The sequence below is a fragment of the Streptomyces sp. NPDC051105 genome (assembly GCF_040682795.1).
Taxonomy (GTDB): Bacteria; Actinomycetota; Actinomycetes; order Streptomycetales; family Streptomycetaceae; genus Streptomyces.
In genome coordinates this window covers 1-22,970 of the sequence record NZ_JBFBBR010000017.1, presented here as the reverse complement: position 1 = coordinate 22,970, position 22,970 = coordinate 1, and the positions used below count along the sequence as shown (strand labels likewise).

Annotated in this window: 20 protein-coding genes and 1 pseudogene; 10 read left to right on the top strand and 11 right to left on the bottom strand. The window is 72.6% G+C overall.

The features are described 5' to 3' along the window. Positions 1–100 precede the first annotated feature (100 nt). The gene (locus AB0N16_RS33310) at positions 101–859 is read left to right on the top strand and encodes a class I SAM-dependent methyltransferase (RefSeq protein ID WP_365803269.1); all 759 of its coding nucleotides are present in this window, start codon (positions 101–103) and stop codon (positions 857–859) included. On the opposite strand, the gene AB0N16_RS33305 is transcribed toward AB0N16_RS33310, so the two are convergent. From AB0N16_RS33305 to AB0N16_RS33285, 5 genes are all read right to left on the bottom strand, one after another. After that, on the bottom strand, positions 829–1,572 hold the full coding sequence (locus tag AB0N16_RS33305) for a GntR family transcriptional regulator (RefSeq protein WP_365803267.1): 744 nt from the start codon (positions 1,570–1,572) through the stop codon (positions 829–831). The genes AB0N16_RS33310 and AB0N16_RS33305 overlap by 31 nt on opposite strands. A 120-nt stretch (positions 1,573–1,692) precedes the next feature. Continuing rightward, positions 1,693–2,859: a serine hydrolase domain-containing protein gene (locus AB0N16_RS33300; RefSeq protein WP_365803265.1), complete on the bottom strand. Its 1,167-nt coding sequence runs from the start codon at positions 2,857–2,859 to the stop codon at positions 1,693–1,695. An 89-nt stretch (positions 2,860–2,948) separates the two neighbouring features. Then, positions 2,949–3,353, bottom strand: a complete 405-nt coding sequence (locus AB0N16_RS33295; protein ID WP_365803263.1) for a nuclear transport factor 2 family protein — start codon at positions 3,351–3,353, stop codon at positions 2,949–2,951. A gap of 19 nt (positions 3,354–3,372) precedes the next feature. Beyond that, complete coding sequence (locus AB0N16_RS33290; RefSeq protein ID WP_365803261.1) at positions 3,373–4,341, bottom strand: acetylxylan esterase; 969 nt, start codon at positions 4,339–4,341, stop codon at positions 3,373–3,375. A 310-nt stretch (positions 4,342–4,651) separates the two neighbouring features. Beyond that, positions 4,652–5,239, bottom strand: a complete 588-nt coding sequence (locus AB0N16_RS33285) for a DUF3592 domain-containing protein (protein WP_365803258.1) — start codon at positions 5,237–5,239, stop codon at positions 4,652–4,654. A 404-nt stretch (positions 5,240–5,643) separates the two neighbouring features. Here AB0N16_RS33285 and AB0N16_RS33280 point away from each other — a divergent pair, with 404 nt between their 5' ends. Both AB0N16_RS33280 and AB0N16_RS33275 read left to right on the top strand, forming a co-directional pair. Continuing rightward, the gene (locus AB0N16_RS33280; RefSeq protein ID WP_365803256.1) at positions 5,644–6,567 is read left to right on the top strand and encodes an NADP-dependent oxidoreductase; all 924 of its coding nucleotides are present in this window, start codon (positions 5,644–5,646) and stop codon (positions 6,565–6,567) included. Then, on the top strand, positions 6,564–7,313 hold the full coding sequence (locus AB0N16_RS33275; RefSeq protein WP_365803254.1) for a GNAT family N-acetyltransferase: 750 nt from the start codon (positions 6,564–6,566) through the stop codon (positions 7,311–7,313). The genes AB0N16_RS33280 and AB0N16_RS33275 overlap by 4 nt, the downstream gene beginning before the upstream one ends. Here AB0N16_RS33275 and AB0N16_RS33270 read toward each other — a convergent pair. Next, on the bottom strand, positions 7,274–7,717 hold the full coding sequence (locus tag AB0N16_RS33270; RefSeq protein ID WP_365803252.1) for a MarR family winged helix-turn-helix transcriptional regulator: 444 nt from the start codon (positions 7,715–7,717) through the stop codon (positions 7,274–7,276). The genes AB0N16_RS33275 and AB0N16_RS33270 overlap by 40 nt on opposite strands. Positions 7,718–7,858: 141 nt before the next feature. Here AB0N16_RS33270 and AB0N16_RS33265 point away from each other — a divergent pair, with 141 nt between their 5' ends. Together AB0N16_RS33265 and AB0N16_RS33260 are read left to right on the top strand one after the other, a co-directional pair. Continuing rightward, entirely contained in the window at positions 7,859–8,917 is a 1,059-nt protein-coding gene (locus AB0N16_RS33265; protein ID WP_365803251.1) for a hypothetical protein, read from the top strand. A 25-nt stretch (positions 8,918–8,942) separates the two neighbouring features. After that, positions 8,943–9,728, top strand: coding sequence for a putative protein N(5)-glutamine methyltransferase (locus AB0N16_RS33260; RefSeq protein ID WP_365803249.1), 786 nt, complete (start codon positions 8,943–8,945; stop codon positions 9,726–9,728). Between the two features lie 128 nt (positions 9,729–9,856). On the opposite strand, the gene AB0N16_RS33255 is transcribed toward AB0N16_RS33260, so the two are convergent. After that, the gene (locus tag AB0N16_RS33255) at positions 9,857–11,935 is read right to left on the bottom strand and encodes a SpoIIE family protein phosphatase (protein ID WP_365803247.1); all 2,079 of its coding nucleotides are present in this window, start codon (positions 11,933–11,935) and stop codon (positions 9,857–9,859) included. Between the two features lie 273 nt (positions 11,936–12,208). Between AB0N16_RS33255 and AB0N16_RS33250 the strand changes: the two genes are divergently transcribed. The 4 genes from AB0N16_RS33250 (at position 12,209) to AB0N16_RS33235 (ending at position 16,245) form a co-directional block, all read left to right on the top strand. Beyond that, positions 12,209–13,078, top strand: coding sequence for a hypothetical protein (locus AB0N16_RS33250; RefSeq protein ID WP_365803245.1), 870 nt, complete (start codon positions 12,209–12,211; stop codon positions 13,076–13,078). A 112-nt stretch (positions 13,079–13,190) separates the two neighbouring features. After that, on the top strand, positions 13,191–13,559 hold the full coding sequence (locus AB0N16_RS33245; RefSeq protein WP_365803243.1) for a hypothetical protein: 369 nt from the start codon (positions 13,191–13,193) through the stop codon (positions 13,557–13,559). Positions 13,560–13,664: 105 nt separating this feature from the next. Then, the gene (locus AB0N16_RS33240) at positions 13,665–15,680 is read left to right on the top strand and encodes an NADPH-dependent 2,4-dienoyl-CoA reductase (RefSeq protein ID WP_365803241.1); all 2,016 of its coding nucleotides are present in this window, start codon (positions 13,665–13,667) and stop codon (positions 15,678–15,680) included. Between the two features lie 22 nt (positions 15,681–15,702). Then, positions 15,703–16,245 (top strand): PadR family transcriptional regulator, encoded by a 543-nt coding sequence (locus AB0N16_RS33235; RefSeq protein ID WP_365803239.1) that lies wholly within the window; start codon positions 15,703–15,705, stop codon positions 16,243–16,245. Positions 16,246–16,251: 6 nt separating this feature from the next. Here AB0N16_RS33235 and AB0N16_RS33230 read toward each other — a convergent pair whose 3' ends face one another. Further along, positions 16,252–16,797: a hypothetical protein gene (locus AB0N16_RS33230; protein ID WP_365803237.1), complete on the bottom strand. Its 546-nt coding sequence runs from the start codon at positions 16,795–16,797 to the stop codon at positions 16,252–16,254. A gap of 168 nt (positions 16,798–16,965) precedes the next feature. Then, the gene (locus tag AB0N16_RS33225) at positions 16,966–17,928 is read right to left on the bottom strand and encodes a fibronectin type III domain-containing protein (RefSeq protein WP_365803234.1); all 963 of its coding nucleotides are present in this window, start codon (positions 17,926–17,928) and stop codon (positions 16,966–16,968) included. A gap of 384 nt (positions 17,929–18,312) precedes the next feature. Here AB0N16_RS33225 and AB0N16_RS33220 point away from each other — a divergent pair, with 384 nt between their 5' ends. Further along, entirely contained in the window at positions 18,313–18,999 is a 687-nt protein-coding gene (locus tag AB0N16_RS33220) for a glycoside hydrolase family 75 protein (protein WP_365803232.1), read from the top strand. Between the two features lie 25 nt (positions 19,000–19,024). On the opposite strand, the pseudogene AB0N16_RS33215 reads toward AB0N16_RS33220, so the two are convergent. After that, positions 19,025–19,442, bottom strand: a pseudogene (locus AB0N16_RS33215) (SDR family oxidoreductase); the annotation flags it as partial. Positions 19,443–19,585: 143 nt separating this feature from the next. Beyond that, complete coding sequence (locus AB0N16_RS33210) at positions 19,586–21,859, bottom strand: M4 family metallopeptidase (protein ID WP_365803230.1); 2,274 nt, start codon at positions 21,857–21,859, stop codon at positions 19,586–19,588. Positions 21,860–22,970: the final 1,111 nt, after the last annotated feature.

Genomic DNA, 22,970 nt, shown 5'->3' with positions numbered 1-22,970 from the left:
CCGGCGCCGTGGCGTGCCAGCACCCGGCCGCGGGCGCGGTCCGTCGTACGGGCCGCGCCCGCGCCGTGTCCGGTGCCGGTCGCTCCCGTAGGCTGGCCGGATGTTCAGCCCCGATGGCCCGAGTCTCCGCGAGCTCACCGTCCAGGCCCTGTCCTCGGTCGAGCGCGGCTACGACCTGCTGGCCCCCAAGTTCGACCACACCCCCTTCCGGACCCCGGACCCGGTCCTGGAGGCGGTCGCCAAGGCGCTCACCCCGCTCGGCCCGTTCACGGACGGCCTCGACCTGTGCTGCGGCACCGGCGCCGGTCTGGACGTGCTGGCCCAGGCGTGCCGGAACAGCGTCACCGGCGTCGACTTCAGCGCCGGCACGCTCGACGTCGCCCGACGGCCGCCCGCGCCCGACGGGCCGGACGTCCGCTGGGTGCGCGCCGACGCCCGGGCCCTGCCGTTCGGGCCCGCCTTCGACCTGGTGGTCAGCTTCGGGGCGTTCGGGCACTTCCTGCCCCGGGAGCTGCCCGGTCTCTTCGGCCAGGTGCACTCGGTACTGCGACCGGACGGCACCTTCGCCTTCCCGGTGCTGGCGCCGCCCCGCCCCACCGGCCTGGGGTTCTGGACCCTGCTGGGCTTCGACGCCGTGATGCGGGTGCGCAACGCCCTGTGGCGGCCGCCGTTCGTCATGTACTACCGGGCCTTCCGATTCGGGGCCGTTCTGGAGGAGTTGGAGCGGGCGGGATTCTCGGTGGAGCTGTGCGCGCTGCCCGAGTTCGGCCGGCGCGACGACGGCAGTCCGCGCGCCCGGCTCGTCGTGGCCAGGAAGGCAGGCACCGGTCAGCCCGCGGCCGGGACCGTGAACTCGTAGACCAGCGTGTCCTGCTGGGCGTCCACCACGAGGTCGGTGATCTCCAGCGGGCGGGCGTACTGGTCGTGCACCCGGCGGGTCACCAGGACCGAGGTCGCGTCCGCGATCTGGCTGATCGAGTCCCGGTGGTACAGGGTGAGGCCGGCCTTGCGCATCCAGTCGTAGGCCCGGCGCAGTTGGGCGGCGGCCGTGCCGTCGGCCCGGTCCCGGTAGCGGCCCAGTTCCTCCACCTCGGTCAGGGCGACGGTCGAGAAGGAGGTCACGGCGGTGCGCAGGGCGCGGCCGTCGGGGAACGCGGATTCGTAGCGGTGGACCAGGGTCGGCCGGTGCGGGGCGAGGCCCAGGGCCGCCGCGTGCTCCGGCGGTGGCTCCTCCCAGGTCACGGTGGCCCGGTCGACCGCGCCGTGCTCCGTGGTCCCGGCTCCCACCGGGAACGCCAGGGAGACCGGGCTCTCCACCGGCCGGCCGCGCAGCGTGGCGTGACTGCCGCGCCGGTCAGTGGCGACCAGACCGCGGTGGCGCAGCACCTCCAGCGCCTGCCGGACGGTCTCCCGGCTGACGCCGAAGTGCTGTGCCAACTGCCGTTCCCCGGGCAGCCGTTCGCCCGGCGGGATGGTGCCGTCGCGCAGCTCGCCGAGGAGCTGTGCCGCGATCCGCCCGTACAGGGGCTGCTCTTCGCTCTCGGAGTGGTCGTGCGGGGTGGTGCGGGCCATGCCGCGCCTCCTGTTGGTGACAAGACGTAGCCGTGCGGGCTCATTGCGCGACCAGATCTAGCATTGGTCTAAACCATCAGGGAAGGGCGGCTCACAGGTTCGGCCGAAACCGAACCGGCCTCACAGGCTCGCGTAGAGGGCGTCCACCAGGGCCGTCTTCCGTGGATCATCCGCGATCCGCGGCCCCATCCGGTTCATCACGTACCCCAGCGAGACTCCCGCCTCCGGGTCGGCCAGCCCGCACGAACCGCCGAACCCGTCGTGCCCGAAAGCCCGTGGGTTCGGTCCGTAGGAGCCGTTCGCCCCGCTCAGCCACAGGCCGAGCGCCACCTCGGTCTCGTGCTCGAAACCCGCCCCGAGCACCAGGTCACGGCAGCTGCCCTGCCCCTCGCGCACCCGCTCGGCCGCCTCCGGCGACAGCAGGCGCAGGCCGCCGTACTCGCCCCGGCCCGCGAACACGCCGTACAGCGCGGCGACCGCCCGGGCCGTGCCGTGGCCGTTGGCCGCCGGGATCTCGGCCGCCCGCCACTCCGGCGTGTTCGCCGCGCTCGCGCCCACCCCCGGGTTGGCCAGGGCCGCCACCGCCGCCGGCGCCAACTGGCTGAAGATCGCGGCCTGTTCACTGTCCGACATGACCCGTGGATGGTCCAGTACCGCCGCCCGCCCGGCCTCCTTCTCCGGCAGCCCGACGGAGAAGTCGATGGACAGCGGCCCGGTCACCTCCCGCTCCAGGAACGCCCCCGGCAGCAGCCCGGAGACCCGCCGCACCACCTCGCCGACCAGGAATCCGTAGGTCATCGCGTGATACCCGGACCGCGTTCCCGGCTCCCACCAGGGCTCCGTCGCCGCCAGCCGGGTGGTCGTCAGCTCCCAGTCGTACAGCTGCTCGAGCGAGTGCGGCTCGCGCAGTCCGGAGAGGCCGGCGCGGTGCGAGAGCAGATGCCGGACGAGGACCCGCTCCTTGCCCGCCGCCGCGAACTCGGGCCAGTAGTCGGCCACCGGCGCGTCGAGGTCGAGCAGCCCCCGGTCCGCCAGGATGTGTGCGCACAGGGCGACCGGGCCCTTGGTCGTCGACCAGACGTTCACCAGGGTGTCCCGCTCCCACGGCCGGCCGCGCCCCGGATCCGCCCAGCCGCCCCACAGATCCACGACCGTCTCGCCGTCGACCGTCACCGCCACGGCGGCGCCCAGCTCCCCCCGGACCCTGAAGTTCTCCTCGAAAGCCTGCCGTACCGCCGTGAAACGCGGCTCGCAGTGACCGTGGACCGGTGGCTCGTGCTCGGACATGCGTCCTCCGTCGTACGCCGGAAAACCCGGACCGCGACGCTGCGGCCCGGGCAACCCGAACGTACCGACTGGTCGGACTGGAGGGAAGGTCAGCGGAGGAAGAGACCCCCGTACGGCTCCTGGTGGCCCTCCGCGGTGTGCCAGTAGTCGCGGCTCTCCACCGCCAGACCCCGCCCGTCGAAACGCACGAACACACACCCGGCCAGCGTGGCCGCCGTACCGCTCTCCTCGGAGAGCACTCGGAACTCGGCCACCGCGACCCCGTCGGCCCCGACCAGGGGCGCCGAGAACCGCACGTCCGTCACCCGCTCCTCCTCGAACGACCAGCGCAGATACGCGGCGAGCGCGTCCCGGCCCCGGTGCGGCTCGCGGAACGGCATCGAGCGGTGCACGCACTCCTCGGTGTACAGGGCGAGCAGCGCGTCCACGTCGTGCGCGGCCCAGCCCCGCTCCCAGACCCGCACGAACCGCTCGGCGGCATCGAGCGTGTCCATCTCCGGCGCTCCTCCGTTGTCAGGCGTAGGTGCGCAGCCAGCTCAGCTGCGCCGCCTCGTGGTACGGACCGCCGCCCTCGTGGTCGTTGAAGTCGTACACCTCGATCGTCTTGTCCTCGTGGGCCCAGGCGTTGAAGGCCGAGAACACCGTGGACGGCGGGCAGGTCTGGTCCTCCAGGGCCGCCGAGAACAGCGCCGGGGCCCGGCCGCGCGCCGCGAAGTGCACACCGTCGAAGTAGGACAGGGTGCGCTGGACGTCCGCCGAGCGGCCGCGGTGCGTCTTGAGGAACAGGGCGATCTCGCGGTACGGGTGACGGTCCGTCAGGGAGACGGCGCGCGGGAAGTCGCACAGGAACGGCACGTCCGGCGCCACCGCGACCAGGTCCGGGACCAGGCCGCCGACCGCGATGGTGATCCCGCCGCCCTGGCTGGCACCGAGCGCCACCGTCCGCCCCGCGTCGGTGAGCGGGTGCGAGCGGGCCGCCTCGATCGCCCGGACCGCGTCCGTGTACACCCGGCGGTAGTAGTAGTTCTCGGGCGCGTCGATGCCCCGCGTCATGAACCCGGGGAACGCCGGCGCGCCGCCCACCGGGTCGGCGGTGCCGCCCCCGCCGCCCCAGGCGCTGCCCTGGCCGCGGGTGTCCATCACGAAGTGCGCCCGTCCGGTCGACGGCCACAGCAGGTTCTCGTGCGCCAGGCCGCGCCCGCCGCCGTAGCCGATGAACTCGACGATCAGCGGCAGCGGTCCGGTGGCCCCGGCCGGCAGCCGCAGCCAGCCCTTGACCGGGTGGCCGCCGAACCCGGCGAATGTCACGTCGTACACGTCGACCGTGGACAGCCCGGTGTCGACCGGTTCGAAGCGGGCGTCGAGATCGTGCTCGCGGGCTTCCTGGAGGGTCTTGGACCAGAAGGCGTCGAAGTCCTCGGGTGCCACCGACGCGCTGCGGTGCTCGCGGAGTTCGTCGAAGGGAAGGTCGAACAGAGCCATCAACAACCGCCTTTGGCGAAGAGATCGTGCGGATGATCACACCGTACGTGGGTGGTCGGAGGAGTCGCCAGGCCTCCGCGCAGCCAGGCGCCCGCCGGGCCCCTGTCCTCGGCCGTCGATCCGCTGGTCAGGGGCGCCGGACCGGTCGTCGCCGACGGCGGTCGTGTGATCCCAGGCGGCCGGGCCCCCGTCACGGGTGGTCGGCCGCCGTCACGGGTGGTCGCCCGCCGTCACGGCTGGTCGCACCGCCGTCACGGGTGGTCGGGTCACCGCGCTGGCGGGCGGCGGAGCAGGGGATCTCTCCGGGGCCTCAGGCGCGCCCGCGGGTCCAGTCCGGGCCGGTGCGGGCCCACTCCTGTTCCCACTCGGCGAGCCGGTGCCGCAGCGCGACCCGGCGGACGACACCGTGGCCGAGCAGCACCACGGCCGCGGCGCCGCCCGCACCGCACAGGCCCACGGTGACCGTGTGCTGCCAGACGGCGACCTCGTCGGGCGGCGGGGCGACACCGTGCCCCCGATGGTCGAACCACACGTCCACCGTGTCACCGGTCCGGGTCCCCGCCGGCACCCGGGCCAGGGCGGTCCTCGTGCCCTTGCCGGGCTCGGTCCAGCGGACGTCCGCCTGATAGGCGTGCTCCCGGTCACCGCCCTCCACCGACGGCAGCTGCTCCGGCGTGTTCCCGACGACCACCGCCCGGACCATGTGCCGCTCGGCCCGCTCCACCGTTGCCACCGACCGCGCCCGCTCATGGGCCCACAGCCCCGCCACCGCCCCGACCAGGGGCGCGCCCACGCACAACAGGACCGCGACGGCCAGCGCGATCCATGCCTCCACCAGGTCGGACTTGCGCCGCAGCGGGTTGTGCCGCCAGCGCCAGCCACGCACTCGGGTACGCATGTCGACCTCCTCGCCGCCACGGGAGCCGTAGGGCCGGACAGCCGGTCCGCAGCTCCCAGCGTGCCCCCCTTGCACGCGAGCGTCCACATCGGTCTGTTACCCCGAACGGAGTATCCGGCCCACCTGCCGGAGTCACGAAGGCGACACCGGCTGAAGCACAGGTTCCGTCGCGCGCCACACCCCCGGGCCCCGGCGCCCCGAGGCACCCGGCACGCACGCCCCCGCGAGGCCGACCGGCAGGCCTGCCTTCAGCCGATCAGCCCGATCCGGACCAGGTCAGGCCCCCGATCATTGCGGCCGTATGAACGATCCGAGGGTGCGGGAATAGCGGCCGGGCGATCGTCCTTGGCGCAGAGTGCCGGTACCGGGACACCGGTGACAGCACCAGAGAGCGAGGGAGAACGATGCCCAAGGCGTACGTCTACACCAGGCACGGCGGGCCGGAGAGCGAGGCCTTCGCCGATGTGGACCGGCCCGTTCCCGGCCCCGGTGAGCTGCTGGTCGCGGTGCGGGCGGCGGGGGTCAACCCCGTCGACTGGAAGCTGCGCAACGGTTTCCGCCGCCCGGGCGAGGGCGAGGCGCGCTTCCCGGTCGTCCTCGGCAGCGAGGCCGCCGGAGTGGTCGAGGAGATCGGCGAGGGCGTCACCGGGTTCGCGGTCGGCGACGAGGTCTTCGGCAACACGCCCGCCGGCGCGTTCGCCGAGTACGCCCTGCTGACGGCGTCCGTGACGGCGCACAAGCCCGCCGCACTGTCCTTCACCGACGCCGCCACCCTGCCGGTCGCCGCCGCCACCGCCTACGACGGGGTGCGCCAGCTCGACCTGGCCGAGGGCGCGACCCTGCTGGTCACCGGTGCGGGCGGCGGAGTAGGCGCGGCGGCCCTGCAGATCGCCCGTGCCTGGGGGCTGCGGGTCGTGGGCGTGGCGAGCGAGGGCAAGAAGGACTTCGTGGAGTCGCTCGGCGCCGTGCACGTGTCCTCGGGACCCGGCCTCGCCGAGCGGGTGCGGGCAGCCGCGCCCCAGGGCGTGGACGGCGTCTACGACCTGGTCGGGGGTGAGGTGCTCGCCGAGGCGGCCGGCCTGCTCGCCGACCGCACCAAGCTCATCACCGCGGGCGCCGCCCCGGACACCGTGGCCGCGCTGGGCGGCAGCCGGGTCGAACGCGCCCGTACCGCCGCCGTCCTCGACGAGGTGGCCGAGCTCGTCGTGGGCGGTGAACTCGACCCGTACGTCACGCGGACCTTCCCGCTCGACGAGGCCGGCGAGGCACTGCGCACCGTCGAGGACGGGCACGCCCGCGGCAAGATCGTGATCGAGGTCGCCGCATGAGCGTCCCGAGCCCCGGCGTGGGCGCGCCGCACATCCTGGACAACCCCGCTCTCGCCTCGCTCACCGGCCCGCACGCCCTCTTCGCCGAGCGACGTGGACGGGTGCTGCGCTACCCGGTGGACGTCTCCCCGTGGCTGGCCCTGCCCGACGATCCCGGCCCGGAGGACTGGGCCGATCTCGCCGCCCTGGCCGGACCGGGTGCGGAGGTCGGGCTGGCCGGCTTCCGGGGTGAGCTCCCGGACGGCTGGGAGCTCACCATGAACATCGCGGGCGTGCAGCTGGTGGACGAGGGCATGGACGCCGTCCCGGAGCCGCAGGCGGTCCGCCTCGGCCCCGCTGACGTGCCCGAGATGCTCGACCTGGTCGAGCGCACCAGGCCCGGTCCGTTCCTGCCCCGAACCGTCGAGCTCGGCACCTACCTGGGCATCCGCCGGGAGGGCAGGCTGATCGCGATGGCGGGGGAGCGGCTGCACCCGCCGGGCTGGACCGAGATCAGCGCGGTCTGCACCGACCCGGCGTACCGCGGCGAGGGCCTGGCGACCCGGCTGATCCGCGCGGTCGCGTACGGCATCCGGGCCCGCGGCGAGACACCGTTCCTGCACACCAGCGCGGGGAACACCACCGCGATCCGGCTGTACGAGTCCCTGGGCTTCCGGCTGCGCCGCCGTACCGCCTTCCTCGCGGCCCGGGTGCCGCAGACGCTCGGTCAGTCCTCGCCGGTGCCCGCCGACGTCCCGGCGTTGTAGCGCTCCAGGTATGCGGCGAACCTGACCAGGTCCTCCTCCGGCCAGTCGGTCAGCCGCTCCCGGAACGCGGCCCGCCGACTGCGCGTGACCTGGGCCAGGATCCCCTGCCCGGCGTCCGTGAGATGCAGCACCTGGACCCGGTGGTCCTCCGGGTCCAGGCGCCGCTCGATCAGCCCCGCCCGCTCCAGCGCCCCCACCTGCCGGCTGACCGTCGACTTGTCCAGCGCGTAGTGCGCGGCCAGGTCGGTCGCCCGGCAGCCGCCGCGCTCCTCCAGATGCCCGAGGAGCGTGTACGACACAAGCGACAGCTCCGGGTGCATTCGCCCGGCGGACGCCCGGGCCCGGCGCGCGAAGACCGTCATCTCGCGCTGGATGGTCTCGACGGCCGTCTCCGCCGCTGTCAAGGGAGGACCTTCGGCAGTGGCACCGGCACCAGCAAGTCCCTCATGGGAATACCTCCTCCGGCGTTCTAGTTGTATAGTACAACTTGAGTGTGAGTTGTATAAGCCAACCAGTTTGGCCGGAAGGTATGGAGGTCGTACGCGATGAGGTCACCGGCACTGCGCCATGTGCTCACGCACCTGATCACCCCGCTGCTGATGTGCCTGGGTATGGGGCTGGCGTACCTGGGTGCGTTCGTCCACCCGGAGCCGAACCACCTGCCCGTCGCCGTGGTCGGCGCCGGACCGGAGGCGAAGGTGTTCGCGCAGACCGTCAAGGACACCGCCGGTGACCGGCTCGACGTCCGCACCGTCCCGACCCGTACCGAAGCCGTCCACCTGCTGACGTCCCGTACCGTGACCGGCGCCTATGTGCCGAGCGCCAAGGCGCCGGAACTGCTGGTCGCGACCGCCGCCTCCGACATGGGCGCCACCGCCGTCGAGAAGGTCTTCACCCCGGTCGCCGCCGAGGAGGGCGTCCCGCTCAAGGTCACCGACGTGGCTCGGCCGGTCGCCGACGACCCCACAGGACAGGGCCTGTTCTTCCTGCTCATCGCGGTGAGCATCGGCTCGTACGCCTCGGTCGCCACGCTCGGCGCGGCCGGCGGCACGCTCCCCATGCGGATACGCGCCCTGCTCGCGCTCGGCGTCTCCGCCGTCGTCAGCGGCATCGGCGCCCTGCTCGCCGGGCCGGTGTTCCACCTCGCCCACCACGACCTGGCCGGCGTCTGGGGCATGGCCTGGCTCTACTCGGCGGGCATCCTGCTCATCGGCGTCGGCCTGCACACCTTCCTGAAGCGGTGGACCACGCTGGCCATGATGGTGCTGTTCGTGATGCTCAACTTCACCAGCTCCGGCGGGTTGTTCCGCCCCGAGCTGCAGAACGGCTTCTTCGGCACCCTGCACGCCTTCTGGAACGGCGCCGGCTTCGTCGAGGGCATCCGCAGCCTGCTCTACTTCGGCGACGACGGCCTGGGCCGCAACGTGTGGACCCTCGTCGTCTGGCTGCTGGTCGGCCTCGCGGTCACCGCGGTCGCGGCGGCGTACGAGCGGGCCAAGGCCCCGGCCGCACGCACGGCCGTACCGGACTCGCCCGCCGGGCTCACGGCGGAGGTGGCCGGGGCCGAGACGGAAGCGGAAGAAGAAGAAACGGTCGGCGTGTGACCGGCGGCCGGATAGGCTCTCGGCGATGCTCTCACTCTCCGACACCACCGCCGTCGTCTCCGCGCTGCGCGCCGCGGGCTGCGTCTTCGCCGAGGACGAGGCGGAGCTGATGCTCGCCACCGCCGGCACCCCGGACGAGCTGACCACGATGGTGGACCGGCGCGCCGCCGGGCAGCCCCTCGAACACGTCCTCGGCTGGGCCGGCTTCCGCGGGCTGCGGGTGCTCGTGGAACCGGGCGTGTTCGTGCCCCGCCGCCGTACCGAGTTCCTGGTCGGCGAGGCCCTGGCACAGGCCCCGGAGGCGTCCGTCGTCGTGGACCTGTGCTGCGGCTCCGGCGCGGTGGGCGCGGCCCTCGCCGCCGCCCTCGGGGACACCGAACTGCATGCCGCCGACATCGACCCGGCCGCGGTCGACTGCGCCCGGCGCAACATCGCCCCCTACGGCGGTCACGCACACCTCGGAGACCTGTTCGACGCGCTGCCCGCCGCCCTGCGCGGCCGGATCGGCATCCTCGCGGCCAACGTGCCCTACGTCCCCAGCGGCGAGGTGGGCCTGCTGCCGGCCGAGGCCCGCGACCACGAGCCGCTGGTCGCCCTCGACGGCGGCGGCGACGGCCTCGACGTGCTGCGCAGGGTCGCCGCCGGGGCGCCCGAGTGGCTCGCGCCCGGTGGCTGCGTCCTCGTCGAGACCAGCGAACGCCAGGCAGGGGCGGCCGTCGGGGCCTTCGCCGCCGCCGGTCTGACCGCCCGGCTCGCGGTCTCGGAGGAGCTGTACGCCAACGTCGTGATCGGCGTACGGGACCAGGACTAGGTCGCCGTCCCGCTGCCTGAGTGGCTCGTCGACGGGCGGCACGGCGATGCATGCCTCTTCTGTGAACTGTGGGAGTTCGCCGACACGCACTCGGCGTGCGGCGGACCTGGGGCTGTCGGGCGTCTCGGCTACGGCAGCTCCTGGGCCCGCGCGATGAGCAGCGCGACGTCGTCGTGGTTGTCGGGGTGGTGCAGCTCCCGCAACAGCAGGTCGCAGACCTCCTCCAGCGGGCGGGCGGGGGCGTCGAGGAGGGCCAGCAGCGCGTCCAGCCGCTCGTCGAGCGAGTGGCGGCGGGTCTCGACCAGACCGTCGGTGTAGAACACCAGCTCGTCGCCGGGCTCGAAGTCCACGGTCGTCGTGGCGAAGGGAATGCCGCCGACGCCCAGCGGGACCCCGGTGGGCAGGTCGAGCAGTTCCGGCGGCCGGCCGGGGCGGACCCGGGCCGGGGGCAGATGGCCCGCGTTGGCGATCCGGCACTGGCGCAGCCGGGGGTCGTGCACGGCGTACACGCAGGTCGCGATGGAGTGGTCGAGACCCGAGGTGGTCTTGTCCAGGTGCTCCAGCAGGACGGCCGGATCGAGGCCCAGCGCGGCCAGGGTGGTCGTCGCGGTGCGCAGCCGGCCCATCGTCGCGGCCGCGTTGATGCCGCTGCCCATCACGTCCCCCACCACGAGGGCCGTTCTGCCGCCGTCCAGCGGGATCACGTCGAACCAGTCGCCGCCCACCTCGACGGTCTCGCCCGCCGGCTGGTAGCGGGAGGCGACCTCCAGGCCGTTGGTGACCCGGGGATGCGTGGGCAGCAGACTGCGCTGGAGGGTGAGGGCGGTCGTACGGGCGTTCTGGTACCAGCGGGCGTTGTCGATCTGCACGGCCGCACGGCCGGCCAGTTCCCGGGCCAGCAGCAGATCGTCCTCGTCGAAGGGCGCCGGATTGCGGGTGCGTTTGAGATCGAGGGCGCCCAGCACCTCGCCGCGTGCGATCAGTGGCACGGCCAGATAAGAGTGCAGCCCGGCCCGGGCCAGCAGCTCGACCGCCTCGGGGGAGCGGGCGATCCTCGGCAGGTCCTCGTCCTTGACCTGCGGCACCAGGACCGCTTCACCGGTCCGCACACACTCGGTGACCAGCCGGTCCGGTGCGTACGGGGAGACCGTGCCCGGTGGGTCGGCCGCCTGGACCACGTCCGGCGCCTGCTCGGCGCGCACGGCGAGAGCGCGGATCACGGCCGGCTCGGCCGGTCCCAGCGTGCTGCGCCGGCCCTCGACCACCGTGTCCAGCAGGTCCACGGCCGCCACGTCGGCCAGCTCCGGCACGGCGACGTCGGCCAGCTCGGCGGCGGTGCGCTCCAGGTCCAGGGTGGTGCCGATCCGGGTCGAGGCGTCGGCGATCACGGCCAGGCGCCGGCGCGCGTTCTCCGCCTCGACACCGGCCCGGTACGGCTCGGTGATGTCCACCACCGAGGTCGCCACGCCCAGGACGTTGTTCAGCGCGTCCTCCAGCCGGTAGACCGACAGCGACCAGATGTGCTCCTCGTCCGGGTCGGCAGGCGTGCTGCCCACCGCGGACCGGTCGATCACCGGCTCGCCGGTCCGCAGCACCTGCAGGTACGCCGACTCCAGGGCGTCGGCATCCAGATGCGGCAGCACCTCGCGGAGCGTCCGCCCCACGTGCTCCTCCGCCGGGACCCCGTTGATCCGCTCCAGCGCCGGGTTGACCGAGACGAACCGCAGCTCCGTGTCGAGAACGGCCAGCCCGATCGGCGACTGCTTCACGATCCGCTCGGACAGCGCCACGTCCTGCTCCAGCCGGCGCACGGTCGACTGGTCGGCGGCGAGCCCCAGCGCGAACACGTCGCCGTTGGCGTCCATGAGCCGCATGTTGCGGAACTCCACCACATGGGTGGAGCCGTCCTTGTGCCGGATCGGGAAGCCGCCCGCCCAGCTCTGCCCGGTGCTCATCACGTCCGCGAACAGCTTGCCGACCAGATCGATGTGGCGTTCGTGGACCATCAGCCGGGCCGCGTACTGCCCCAGCGCCTCGCGGGCCGAATACCCGAACAGCTCCTCGGCCTGGGGGCTCCACAGCACGATGCGCCCCTTGGCGTCCAGCACGACGGAGGCCATGCCGAGGACGTCGAGCAGTCCGCCCGGTCGCACGGGTCCGCGCCCCGGCTCTTCGCCCTCGGCCGCTGAAGCCTCGGCTGGACTCATCCCACGCACCGCCTTCGCACCTCCGCACGGCACGCCGTCCCCCGTGCCGACTCCCCTTGTTCTATCGCGCTCACACCCGACTCTCCGACGCCGCCGCCGACTTTTCCACCATCTCTCACCACGGCGGCTTCCGTGCGGCGAAACAACCACAGGGGCGGCAGGGGCGTGAGTTCACTTTCCCGTTCCGTCATTGGTCTGTACATGCCTGTCAGGCGCACGCCAGACTGAGCGCCGCACGCGCGTCCCACCCCCCGAACCGAGGAGTACGCTTCCATGCCCGCGTCCACCCGGCAACGTTGTCGCGCAGGCCTGACCGCCCTGGTCGCCCTCGCCGCGGCCTTCGCCCTCTCGACCGGCCCGGCGTCCGCCGCCGGCACCTGGACCGAGACCGGCTCCGACCGCGCCGACCCGCTCACCGAGAGCCAGGGGCTGACCTCGGTCGAGGTCCCCGCCAACAGCGCCAACCGCTACACCGGCGTCGGCACCATCCCGATCGGCGTCTCCAGCCGCGGCTGGAACCACGTCGGCGACCCCGACGAGTCGTACGACGGCTACTACGTCGAGCCCTACCAGGCGGATTCCGGCACCGCCAAGATGTACCGGGTGCAGGACCCCGGCGGCACCTGGTCCGAGTACGTGCACACGCTCGCCTCGGGAGAGGCCCTCAACAACTCCTGGGACGCCATCTCGCCCGACGGCCAGTACATGCTCTCCGGCGAGTACGGCACGATGACCCGCTTCCTGGTCTTCCCGACCCCGGGCGTCAACAAGAGCACCTCACCGTCCGCGAACCTCCCGCTGGCGTCCGTCGTCAACCTGGACCACGCGGTGCGTGACGTCCAGGGCTGCGACTTCTCCGGCGCGACCACGCTGCTGTGCTCCTCGGACGACCCGGACGGCAGCCTCTTCGGCTACACCAAGCCGCTCCTGCAGATCGACCTGTCCGCCCAGCCCGGCTCCGGCAACGTCACCGGTCATGTCACCGCGCTGCGCCAGCTCCCGCTGCGCAGTTCCTGCTCGGGCACCTTCGAGGCCGAGGGCATCGACTACGACCGGCGCACCGGCACCCTTCGCGTCATCGTGATGTCGCCGGGGTTCTGCATCCTCACGGACAGCAAGACGTACAAGTTCACGCGGGGCTGAGCTCCCTGCCCGGGTGGTGCACCACCCGGGAATAGGTGCTTTTCTGTTGGCATGGCGCGGTTCGCGGGGGAATCCGTGAGACCGCGCCATCGCCATGAGAGGAGCGATCACCATGGGTCCTGAGCGACTGCACGAGGAACCCGTCTCGCTTGAGATCAGCGGATGCAGCAAGGAAGACGCCCGGATCGTGTTCGACGCGCTGTGCCAGTGCTTCGAGTCCGACCGGGAGGCCGAGGACGTGCCCCAGCAGCTCCACGAGTCCCGCCCGATGGTGTGGCTCGGCACGTTCGAGGTCACCGATGCCCACGAGTGCACCCCGCCGCCCCGGCTCGCGGCCTCCGTCGAGGCCGACGCGCAGGGCGGCTACTGGGCGATCGACCGGCTCCGCACGACCCTCGACTCCCTGTTCACGGTGCGCAACCTGTCCTCCGCCTCCGGCGACCAGGAGAGGGAACTGCACGTCCTGCTCGAAGGCCGGTGACCGGTGATCTGAGACACGTCACCCCGGAGCCTTTGTGCAACTAGTTGCATAATCCGTGCGCGGTCCTTTAGAACTGATGCGAAGACACCGCGCACGGAGGTCCCGATGAGCCGTTACCCGCATCTGCTGAAACCCCTCGACCTGGGCTTCACCACCCTGCCCAACCGCGTGCTCATGGGCTCCATGCACGTGGGCCTGGAGGAGGCCGAGCGCGGTTTCGAGCGGATGGCGGAGTTCTACGCGGCCCGGGCCCGCGGGGGAGTGGGCCTCATCGTCACCGGCGGTATCGCGCCCAACGAGGAGGGCCGGCCGTACGAGGGCGGCGCCAAGCTCACCACCGGGGAGGAGGCCGAGCGGCACCGGGCCGTCACCGAGGCCGTGCACCGCGAGGGCGGCCGGATCGCGATGCAGATCCTGCACTTCGGCCGGTACGCCTACCACCGCGACCTCGTCGCGCCCAGCCCGCTCCAGGCACCGATCAGCCCCTTCCCGCCCCGTGAACTCACCGACGAGGACATCGAGCGGACCATCGACGACTACGTCCGCGCCGCCCGCCTCGCCCGGCAGGCCGGCTACGACGGCGTCGAGATCATGGGCTCCGAGGGCTATCTCGTCAACGAGTTCATCGCCGCCCGGACCAACCACCGCACCGACCGCTGGGGCGGGTCGTACGAGAACCGGATGCGGTTCCCCGTCGAGATCGTCCGCCGGGTACGCGAGGCCGTCGGCGCGGACTTCATCATCGTCTACCGGCTGTCCATGCTGGACCTGGTGCCCGGCGGCTCCTCCCTCGACGAGGTGATCACCCTCGCCAAGGCCGTCGAGGCCGCCGGGGCGACCATCATCAACACCGGCATCGGCTGGCACGAGGCCCGGATCCCCACCATCGCCACCTCGGTGCCGCGCGGCGCCTACACCTGGGTCACCAAGCGGCTGATGGGCGAGGTCTCCGTCCCGCTGGTCACCACCAACCGCATCAACACCCCGGAACTCGCCGAGGAGTTGCTCGCCGAGGGCGGCGCGGACATGGTCTCGGTGGCCCGCCCGATGCTCGCCGACCCGGACTTCGTCGCCAAGGCCGCGGCCGGCACGCCCGAGGCCATCAACACCTGCATCGGCTGCAACCAGGCCTGCCTCGACCACACCTTCAGCGGCAAGATCACCTCCTGCCTGGTCAACCCGCGCGCCTGCCACGAGACCGAACTGGTCCTCGCCCCGACCCGGCTGAAGAAGCGCGTCGCGGTGGTCGGCGCGGGACCGGCCGGCCTCGCCTGCGCGGTCTCCGCGGCCGAACGCGGCCACCAGGTGACCCTGTTCGACGCGGCGGCCGAGATCGGCGGCCAGCTGAACGTGGCCCGCAAGGTCCCCGGCAAGCAGGAGTTCGACGAGACCCTGCGCTACTTCCGCCACCAGCTCGACGCCCATGGCGTGGACGTACGCCTGAACACGACCGTCGAGCCCGCGGACGTCACCGGCTACGACGAGGTCGTGGTCGCCACCGGCGTCACCCCGCGCACCCCCGACATCCCCGGCGTCGACCACCCCCGCGTCCTCGGCTACCTCGACGTGCTGCGCGACGGCGCCCCCGTCGGCGACCGGGTCGCGATCCTCGGCGCCGGCGGCATCGGCTTCGACGTCGCCGAGTACCTCACCGACGGCGGCGACAAGGCGAGCGAGGACCCGGCGACCTACTTCAGGCACTGGGGCGTCGACATGGACTACCGGGCACCCGGCGGCCTCGCCGCCCCCGATCGCCCCGCGCCCCCGCGCACCGTCCACCTGCTCCAGCGCCGGACCGGCAAGGTCGGCGCCGGCCTCGGCAAGACCACCGGCTGGATCCACCGCGCCGAACTCAAGCACCGGGGCGTCACCATGGTCCCGGGCGTGCGGTACGACCTGATCGACGACGCCGGGCTGCATGTCACCGTCGACGGGGAGAGCACCGTCCTGGAGGTCGACACCGTCGTGCTGTGCACCGGGCAGGAACCGCGCCGGGACCTGTACGAGGAGCTGGTCGCCGCCGGCTGCAGCGCCCACGTCATCGGCGGTGCCGACGTCGCCGCCGAGCTGGACGCCAAGCGCGCCATCAAGCAGGGCACCGAGCTGGCGGCCGCCCTGTAGGGGCCGTCCCTAGGATGAGCCCATGTCACTCCCGCACGCGATCCTCACCGCCCTGCTAGAGAAGCCGTCGTCGGGGCTGGAGCTGACCCGCAGGTTCGACAGGTCGATCGGCTACTTCTGGTCGGCCACGCACCAGCAGATCTACCGCGAGCTGGGAAAGCTGGAGGCCGAGGGCTACATCCGCACGCTGCCGGCCGAACAGCCGGTCCGCGGGCAGAAGAAGAGCTACGAGGTCCTGCCCGCGGGCCGCGCCGAACTCGCCCGCTGGACCGCCACCGCCCAGGACCCCAAGCCGCAGCGGGACGTGCTGCTGCTGCGGCTGCGCGCGGCGGCGGTCGTCGGCACCGACGGACTCGAAGCCGACCTGCGCCGCCATCTGGAGCTGCACCAAAGGCAGTTGGCCGAGTACGAGGAGATCCAGCGGCGCGACTTCCCGCCGGGCAAGGACACCCCCGAGGACCGGCTGCGGCACCTGGTGCTGCGGGCCGGCATCGACCTGGAGTCCTTCTGGACACAGTGGCTCAGCCAGGCCCTGCGGGAGTTCGGCGAACTCCCGGAGACCTGAGCGGGGTCAGAGCCGGTACGGCTTCGAGCGCTTGCGCAGGTACCAGCCGGTGGCGATGATGCCCGAGCCGACCAGCGCCGCGCCGATGCCCAGCGTGAGCGGACCGTAGTCGCGGGCGGCACCGCCCAGCCCGCCCATCACGCCCCGGGACGGCGCGGCCGACCTGGTGGTGGAGGAGGTCGTCGGCGCCGCGGCGGTTCCGGACACGATCACCGACTGGGTGCCCGCCGTCCCGCCGTTGGAGCAGACGACGACCACCGTGTAGGTGCCCGGCGACACCCCCGACCAGGCGGCCGACTGGCTCACCGTGGTGCCTGCCAGGGCCGCCTGCCGCCCCTGGGCGAAGGCGGTCTGGCCGCTGTTGAGCAGCGAGGCGTTGCCCCAGCTGCCGCCGCTCTGCGTGCAGGCGCTGGTGACCACCGAGACCGTGGTGCCGATGGTGCTCACCGAGATGCCCGAGAGCGCGGCGGACGGCCCGGCCAGCCAGGTCGGGAGCGCGGCGGCGGCCGCCAGGGTCAGGCCGGAGCGGAGGAGAAGTCGTGAGTTTCGCATGTGGCTGCCCTCCGGCGGCACGGTAGGCGGAACGTCCCTTGCGCCGCCGAGGATCGGGAGACTCCCGTGCTGCCTCAGGGTCAGCCAAAGCGGCGGCGGCCCGCGCCGCACCCGGGGGCGGCCGTCCAGGTGATCTATTCCTCCGTCCGGCCCAGGCCGGGATGCGGATCACGCCCCCGTCGTGACGGCGCGCTGCGCCGACCACCCGCCCCAGGTCCCGTCCGGCAGCCGCGCCCGCAGCCGCACATGGTGCACCACCCCATGGTCCCGCCCCACATAGAAGCTATAGGTCGAGTGGCCCTTGGGCGGGGTGCCGCCCCAGACCAGCGAGGTCGTCGTACCGCTGTCGAGCCGGATCTGGTACTCCGTGATCACCCCGTCCAGGCGTGGCGGATCCCAGGCCAGATCGAGGTAGTACGCCCCGCTCTCCTCGTGGCTCTTCGCTGTGAACCCGGTCGGCGCGGTGTTCCGGCCGTCGTCGCTGCCCGGTGTGGCCAGGCGCACCGCCGCGCCGGCCGGCGAGAGGTTGTCGGCCGCGTCCCGGGCCCGGACGCTGAACACATAACGCGTACCCGGCCGCAGCCCCGTGACCACGGTCGCGGTCTGGTTCCCGCCCACACTGTGGATCTTCGCACCGCCCTGGTAGATGTCGTACGACACCACCGCCCGGTCGTCCTTGGCGGCGCCCCAGGACAGCTGTACCGCACGGCTGCCCACGGCCCGGCCGCTCGGGTGCACCGGACGTGTCGGCGCCGCGCGGTCCGCCGCGATCACCGCCGGCGTCGTCGCCCGCACCGCACGGCTGCGCGGGCCGAGGCTGCCGTCGTCGCCCCGCGCCCGGACGGTGAAGGCATACATGGTGGACGGCCTGAGCCTGGTGACGTCCACCATGTGCTGCGACCCCGGCACTTCGACGACCTTCGTGGTGCCGCGGTACACCTCATAGACGCGGACGCCCGAACCGGCCGGCAACGCGTTCCACATCACATGCACGCTCGTCGCGCTCCCGGCCGCCGCGGTGACCCCCGTGGGGGCGCCGGGCAGCCGGGCGCTGTCGCCGTCGGCGGCCCCGCCCCAGCCGCAGGAGGCCGTGAACAGCAGGGCGCAGACCAGGACGACAACTCGGCGCACGGTTGCGCCTCCCCGGGGACGGCAGCACGGCAAAGGTACGGACCAATATGACCTGCCCGGGATGCGGACATCAAGAGGGCCGTATTGGAGACAGCGGGGGAGAGTTACGTATGCTGAGGGCTCTACGGCCGAACTTCCCGAGAGGGAAGGGGAGTTCGCGCCCGTGGCGCGGAACGCTGTCGTCGCTGATCCCGCGCCGACGCGGGCGGCCGGGGCGACCGGGCTGACACCGGCTCGACGCCCCGGCCCCTGACGGATTCTCACGGAGTGTCACTTCGTTGCTCCGAACGGCCCTCTACGGCCTCCGCTTCCTGGCCCGGCCGCCTCGCCCCCACCACATTGGACCGGTTGACTCCATGTCCCCCACGGAGAGGGTCCCCCATCGTGCGTCTCCAGACGCTGACGCTGGCCACCGCCGGCGCCGCCCTGCTCGCCCCGACCACACTGCCCGCCCCCGCTGCCTCGCTCACCGCCCCCGGAGCACGGCACCGCATCACCGCCACCGACCTGCGAGCCCGGATGCGCGACTGCACCGAGGTCTCCAAGAGCCGCTATCGCACCGACGCCGGAACCGCCGCCACCGTCCCCGTGTGCGGCACCGAGCAGGCCGTCTTCTGGGAGGCCGACCTCGACATCGACTGCGACGGCCAGGTCACCGCCCACTGCAACCGCACCGCCGACCCGGCGTTCTCCGCCGCCACCGCCTTCCAGCAGTCCGACGGCAGCCACCTCAACGCGGAGACGCTGCCCTATGTCGTCGTACCCGGCCCCAGCAGTCGCTGGGACTACCGGGCGCACGGCATCCGGGGCGGTGCGATCGCCGCCGTCATCTACAAGGACCAGGTGCAGTACGCCGTCGTCGGCGACACGGGACCCACCGACATCATCGGCGAGGCGTCGTACGCCACCGCGAAGGGCCTGGGCATGGACCCCGACCCACGCGTCGGCGGGGTGCCGTCCGGTGTCACCTACATCGTCTTCAAGGACTCCGAGGCCAAGCCCATCGAGGACCAGGACGCGGCGCAGGCGGAAGGAGAGCGTCTGGCGGCGCTGTTCACCGAGGGCGGCTGACCGGCCGCCCCTGGCAGAGGAGGGGTCAGACGACCGCCCAGCCGTTGTCCACCGGCAGGATCGCGCCGTTGATGTTGCAGGCCGCGTCCGAGGCCAGGAAGACGATCGCGGCCGCCTGCTCCTCGGGCTCGGAGACCTGGCCGACGTTGCCGAAGTACGGGCCGAGCGCGGCCGGCCCGTGGGCGCTGTCCGCCAGGTCGATCTGGATCCCGGTCCTGGTGCCGCCGGGCGCGATGGCGTTGGCCCGGATGCCCTGGTTGCGGTACATCACCGCCAGGCTCTTGGGTCAGACCGACGACACCGTGCTTCGAGGCGGTGTAGGCCGCGCCGGCCGCGCTGCCGCGCAGACCGGCCTCGGAGGCGGTGTTGACGATCGTGCCCCGGCCCGCCGCCAGCATGTGCGGCAGCACCGCACGGGTGAGCAGGAACGGCGCGGGAAGGTTTGCCGGGAAGCTCGCGGCTCGCGTCGCGAGCCGGTGAACCTTTCCGGTCGCAGCACCTAGGGGGACCCGGCGCGGGGTGGAAGCCGTTGCCCCGGCGCGCGGTGGGCGTGCCGGGGCAACGGCTCCGGGTGCGCCGACTGGGCTCAGGGCGTGAGCCGCCACTGCTCGATGTAGCCGACGTCGATCGCGGCTCGGTCCTGGACCCGGAGCTTCCAGGTGCCGTTCAGGGGCTGTGCGGAGGCGTTGACGGTGAAGGTCTGGTCGACGTTGTCGGCGGAGCCGCCGCTGCGGTTCAGCAGGGAGTAGACGGTTCCGTCGGGGCCGACGAGGTCGACGGTCAGGTCGCCCCGGTAGGTGTGGATGATCTTGACGTAGACCTGGGTGGTGGCGGAGGCGTTCCCGGTGCGGCCGGTGACGGTGACCGGGGACTCCACCGCGGCGCCGTTGTCGGGGATGTCGACCCGGGTGGTGCTGGCGTAGACGTAGGCCACCTGCCAGGAGAAGCGCTCGGTGGCGGTGGCCCCCGTGTCGTCGGTGACCGTGACCGTGACGTCACTGGTCCCGAGCGTGGTGGGGGTGCCGGAGATCAGACCCGTGTCGCTGATGGTCAGTCCGTCCGGCAGGCCGGTCGCCGTGTACGTCAGGCCCGCGCCGGAGTTCGTGGTGTACGCGTCCGTCTGGAGCGACACCGCCTGCCCGATGCCGCTGATCTGGTCCGCGATCGGTGCCACGTTGACGCCTAGCGCGATCCGGTTGCCCACGTTGATCGCCGCCCACGCGTCGGCGACGGCGAGGTAGGAGGGGCTGTAGGCGCCGAAGAGGTCGGCCGCGGCCTGGAGGGTGGCCGTACGGGCGCCCGCGTAGGTGGTGCTCGACGTCATGTAGGTGGTGAGTGCCCGGTACCAGACCTGCTGGGCGTTCTCGATGCCGATGCCGGTCACCGGCTGGCCGTCGTAGGTGGGGCTGTCGTAGGCGACCCCGTTCACGGTCTTCGCTCCGCTGCCCTCGGAGAGCAGGTAGAAGAAGTGGTTGGCCGGGCCCGAGGAGTAGTGGACGTCGAGTCCGCCGAGGGACGGGCTCCAGTTGTCGCTGGACGCGCCGTCCTTGGACGGCTTGTCCATGTAACGCAGCGGGGTGCCGTCACCGTTGATGTCGATCTTCTCGCCGACCTCGTAGTCCGGGACGTCGGCGGGCAGGTTCTCGTAGAACTCGACCGCGGCGGCGAAGATGTCGGAGGTCGCCTCGTTCAGGCCGCCCGACTCGCCGGAGTAGGTGAGGCCCGCGGTGGCGGCGGTGACGCCGTGGCTCATCTCGTGGGCGGCGACGTCGAGCGCGGTGAGCGGGTGGGTGTTGCCGGAGCCGTCGCCGTACGTCATGCAGAAGCAGGCGTCCTGCCAGAAGGCGTTGACGTAGTTGTTGCCGTAGTGGGCGCGGCTGTAGGCGGCGACACCGTCGTTGCGTATGCCGTTGCGGCCGAAGACGTTCTTGTAGAAGTCCCAGGTGGCCGCCGCGCCGAAGGCGACGTCCACGCCCGCGGTCTGCCGGTTGGCCGGGGTGCCGTCGCCCCAGACATCGTTGTCGTCGGTGAAGAGGGTGCCGGTGCCGGAGGTGCCCTGGTTCAGGTCGTAGGTGCGGTGTCCGGCACGGTCGCCGTCGACGAGTTGGTAGGTCGAGCCGGAGAGCGTGGTGCTGAGGGGCACGCTCCCGTTGAACTGCCCGGTGCCGGTGCCGGTTTCGACGCCCTGGTACCGGAACAGCTGCTTGCCCGACGCCGCGTCGGTGATCACGTGGAGTTCGTTGGGCGTGCCGTCGTCCTGGAAGCCGCCGATCACCGACTCCCAGGCCAGGGCGGGCTTGCCCGAGGCGGCCCAGACGACGAGCCGGGGGGCACGGTCGGCCTTGGGCTGCTCGGCGCCGGCCTTCGCGGCGGTGCTGAGTGCCCGGGCCTTCGCCGCGGCGGCGGGGATCTTCGCCTTGGTGGACGGGAGCGCGAGAGCCGCCTTCGTGGCCTTCGACACGGTGAGGCGGCCGCCGTTCTCGTGCACGACCAGGTCACCGCCGAGTACGGGCAGGCCGGCGTAGGTGCGTTCATATCGGGTGTGCGTAGTGCCGTCGGCGTCCTGGGTCACGTCCTTGACGACGAGCTTCTCGCGGGCGCCGAGGCCGAGGGTCTTCGCGGTGTCGGGGGCACCTGCCGCGGCGCTCTTGAGCAACGCGGTGCGCTTCGCCGGGGAGAGCGCGGCGGGGGCCGCTCCGGCCCTGGGGGTGGCCTGGATCCTGACGGGGCCGCGCTGGTCGCCGGCCGCGGCCAGCGCGGTGCCGTTCTGGATACCGGCCGCGAGCAGGGTGGTTGCGGCGGTCAGCGCCAGGGTGACGCTGTATCTGACGCGACGATGGTGACCGTCCTGCCGGGACATGGCGTTCTCCTTCTGTGGGGTGGTCGGGCTCGGCGGAGCCCGGGAGAGCGGGTCGGCTGGGTCGAGCCGTCCGGCGGCGCGCGGGTGGGAGGGGGTGGGGGCGGAAGGGCACGACGTGACGGGATGACGTCTGCTGGCCGTGCCGGAGAAGGGGTGGCGCGATGTGGGTTTTACGTGAGCCGGCTGTGAGGGGGCGGTGAACTTTCGGAGAGCAGAGTGGCACCCCGTGATCGCGGCTGTCATGACCGCATCAGAACAACGGCTGGAACTGGTGGTTGCGAGCTAGGGTTTCGAGGACCGCGGCAACGGTTTCAGGCCGCCCGGAGCGGACGGCCGCTCCCGGGACGCGCCGCCAACTCCTCGCCCGGCGCCGGGAGTCCACTGGCCGGCTGACCACACGACGGAAGGGCCCGGCACCGGATTCCCGTACCGGGCTCCTCAAGGGGACTTCAGCTCCTCAGGAGGACGGCCCCCAGTCGAGGGGGCTGGTCGTGAGCGAGTCGGAGGAGGCCGGCGGCAGGTTCACGAACGACGCCGCCGACGGAGAGCGCTCGACCGTGTGGGTCCCGGCCGTCGGCTCGGCCTGCTCCTGAGGGGGCATGAGTGAGGCGTGGAACTCTGCCGGCGGTCGCCGAAGGCACGCACCGACTGAATGTTCGGTAGCTTTGACCAAGCGGAGTCGGTGTCAAGGGATCGTGCACGGCGGCGAGTTACGGTTCCGTGACAGCCGTACCGCGGTGGTGCGGAGCACGGGGACGGCCGCGCGGCACGGGCCCCGCGCCGACGGGACCGCTCGGGTGGCGGCGCGACGCGGCAACCCCTCGGACGCCGCCGGACCGGCAGCGTCCGAGGGCTTGCCTACGGCCTGCTCCGGCGGGCCGGGAACGCCGCCGTGCCAGCGCCCGGCACTTCCGAGGGGTGGCCTACGGCCCAATCCGGCGGGCCGGGAACGCCGCCGTGCCAGCGCCCGGCACTTCCGAGGGGTGGCCTACGGCCCAATCCGGCGGGCCGGGAATGCCGCCGTGCCAGCGCCCGGCACTTCCGAGGGGTGGCCTACGGCCCAATCCGGCGGGCCGGGAACGCCGCCGTGCCAGCGCCCGGCACTTCCGAG

Excerpts from the sequence above, each read along its gene's own strand:
- AB0N16_RS33310 (WP_365803269.1), top strand. The coding sequence starts at position 101 with ATGTTCAGCCCCGATGGCCCGAGTCTCCGCGAGCTCACCGTCCAGGCC.
- AB0N16_RS33305 (WP_365803267.1), bottom strand. The coding sequence starts at position 1,572 with ATGGCCCGCACCACCCCGCACGACCACTCCGAGAGCGAAGAGCAGCCC.
- AB0N16_RS33300 (WP_365803265.1), bottom strand. The coding sequence starts at position 2,859 with ATGTCCGAGCACGAGCCACCGGTCCACGGTCACTGCGAGCCGCGTTTC.
- AB0N16_RS33295 (WP_365803263.1), bottom strand. The coding sequence starts at position 3,353 with ATGGACACGCTCGATGCCGCCGAGCGGTTCGTGCGGGTCTGGGAGCGG.
- AB0N16_RS33290 (WP_365803261.1), bottom strand. The coding sequence starts at position 4,341 with ATGGCTCTGTTCGACCTTCCCTTCGACGAACTCCGCGAGCACCGCAGC.
- AB0N16_RS33285 (WP_365803258.1), bottom strand. The coding sequence starts at position 5,239 with ATGCGTACCCGAGTGCGTGGCTGGCGCTGGCGGCACAACCCGCTGCGG.
- AB0N16_RS33280 (WP_365803256.1), top strand. The coding sequence starts at position 5,644 with ATGCCCAAGGCGTACGTCTACACCAGGCACGGCGGGCCGGAGAGCGAG.
- AB0N16_RS33275 (WP_365803254.1), top strand. The coding sequence starts at position 6,564 with ATGAGCGTCCCGAGCCCCGGCGTGGGCGCGCCGCACATCCTGGACAAC.
- AB0N16_RS33265 (WP_365803251.1), top strand. The coding sequence starts at position 7,859 with ATGAGGTCACCGGCACTGCGCCATGTGCTCACGCACCTGATCACCCCG.
- AB0N16_RS33260 (WP_365803249.1), top strand. The coding sequence starts at position 8,943 with ATGCTCTCACTCTCCGACACCACCGCCGTCGTCTCCGCGCTGCGCGCC.
- AB0N16_RS33255 (WP_365803247.1), bottom strand. The coding sequence starts at position 11,935 with ATGAGTCCAGCCGAGGCTTCAGCGGCCGAGGGCGAAGAGCCGGGGCGC.
- AB0N16_RS33250 (WP_365803245.1), top strand. The coding sequence starts at position 12,209 with ATGCCCGCGTCCACCCGGCAACGTTGTCGCGCAGGCCTGACCGCCCTG.
- AB0N16_RS33245 (WP_365803243.1), top strand. The coding sequence starts at position 13,191 with ATGGGTCCTGAGCGACTGCACGAGGAACCCGTCTCGCTTGAGATCAGC.
- AB0N16_RS33240 (WP_365803241.1), top strand. The coding sequence starts at position 13,665 with ATGAGCCGTTACCCGCATCTGCTGAAACCCCTCGACCTGGGCTTCACC.
- AB0N16_RS33235 (WP_365803239.1), top strand. The coding sequence starts at position 15,703 with ATGTCACTCCCGCACGCGATCCTCACCGCCCTGCTAGAGAAGCCGTCG.
- AB0N16_RS33230 (WP_365803237.1), bottom strand. The coding sequence starts at position 16,797 with ATGCGAAACTCACGACTTCTCCTCCGCTCCGGCCTGACCCTGGCGGCC.
- AB0N16_RS33210 (WP_365803230.1), bottom strand. The coding sequence starts at position 21,859 with ATGTCCCGGCAGGACGGTCACCATCGTCGCGTCAGATACAGCGTCACC.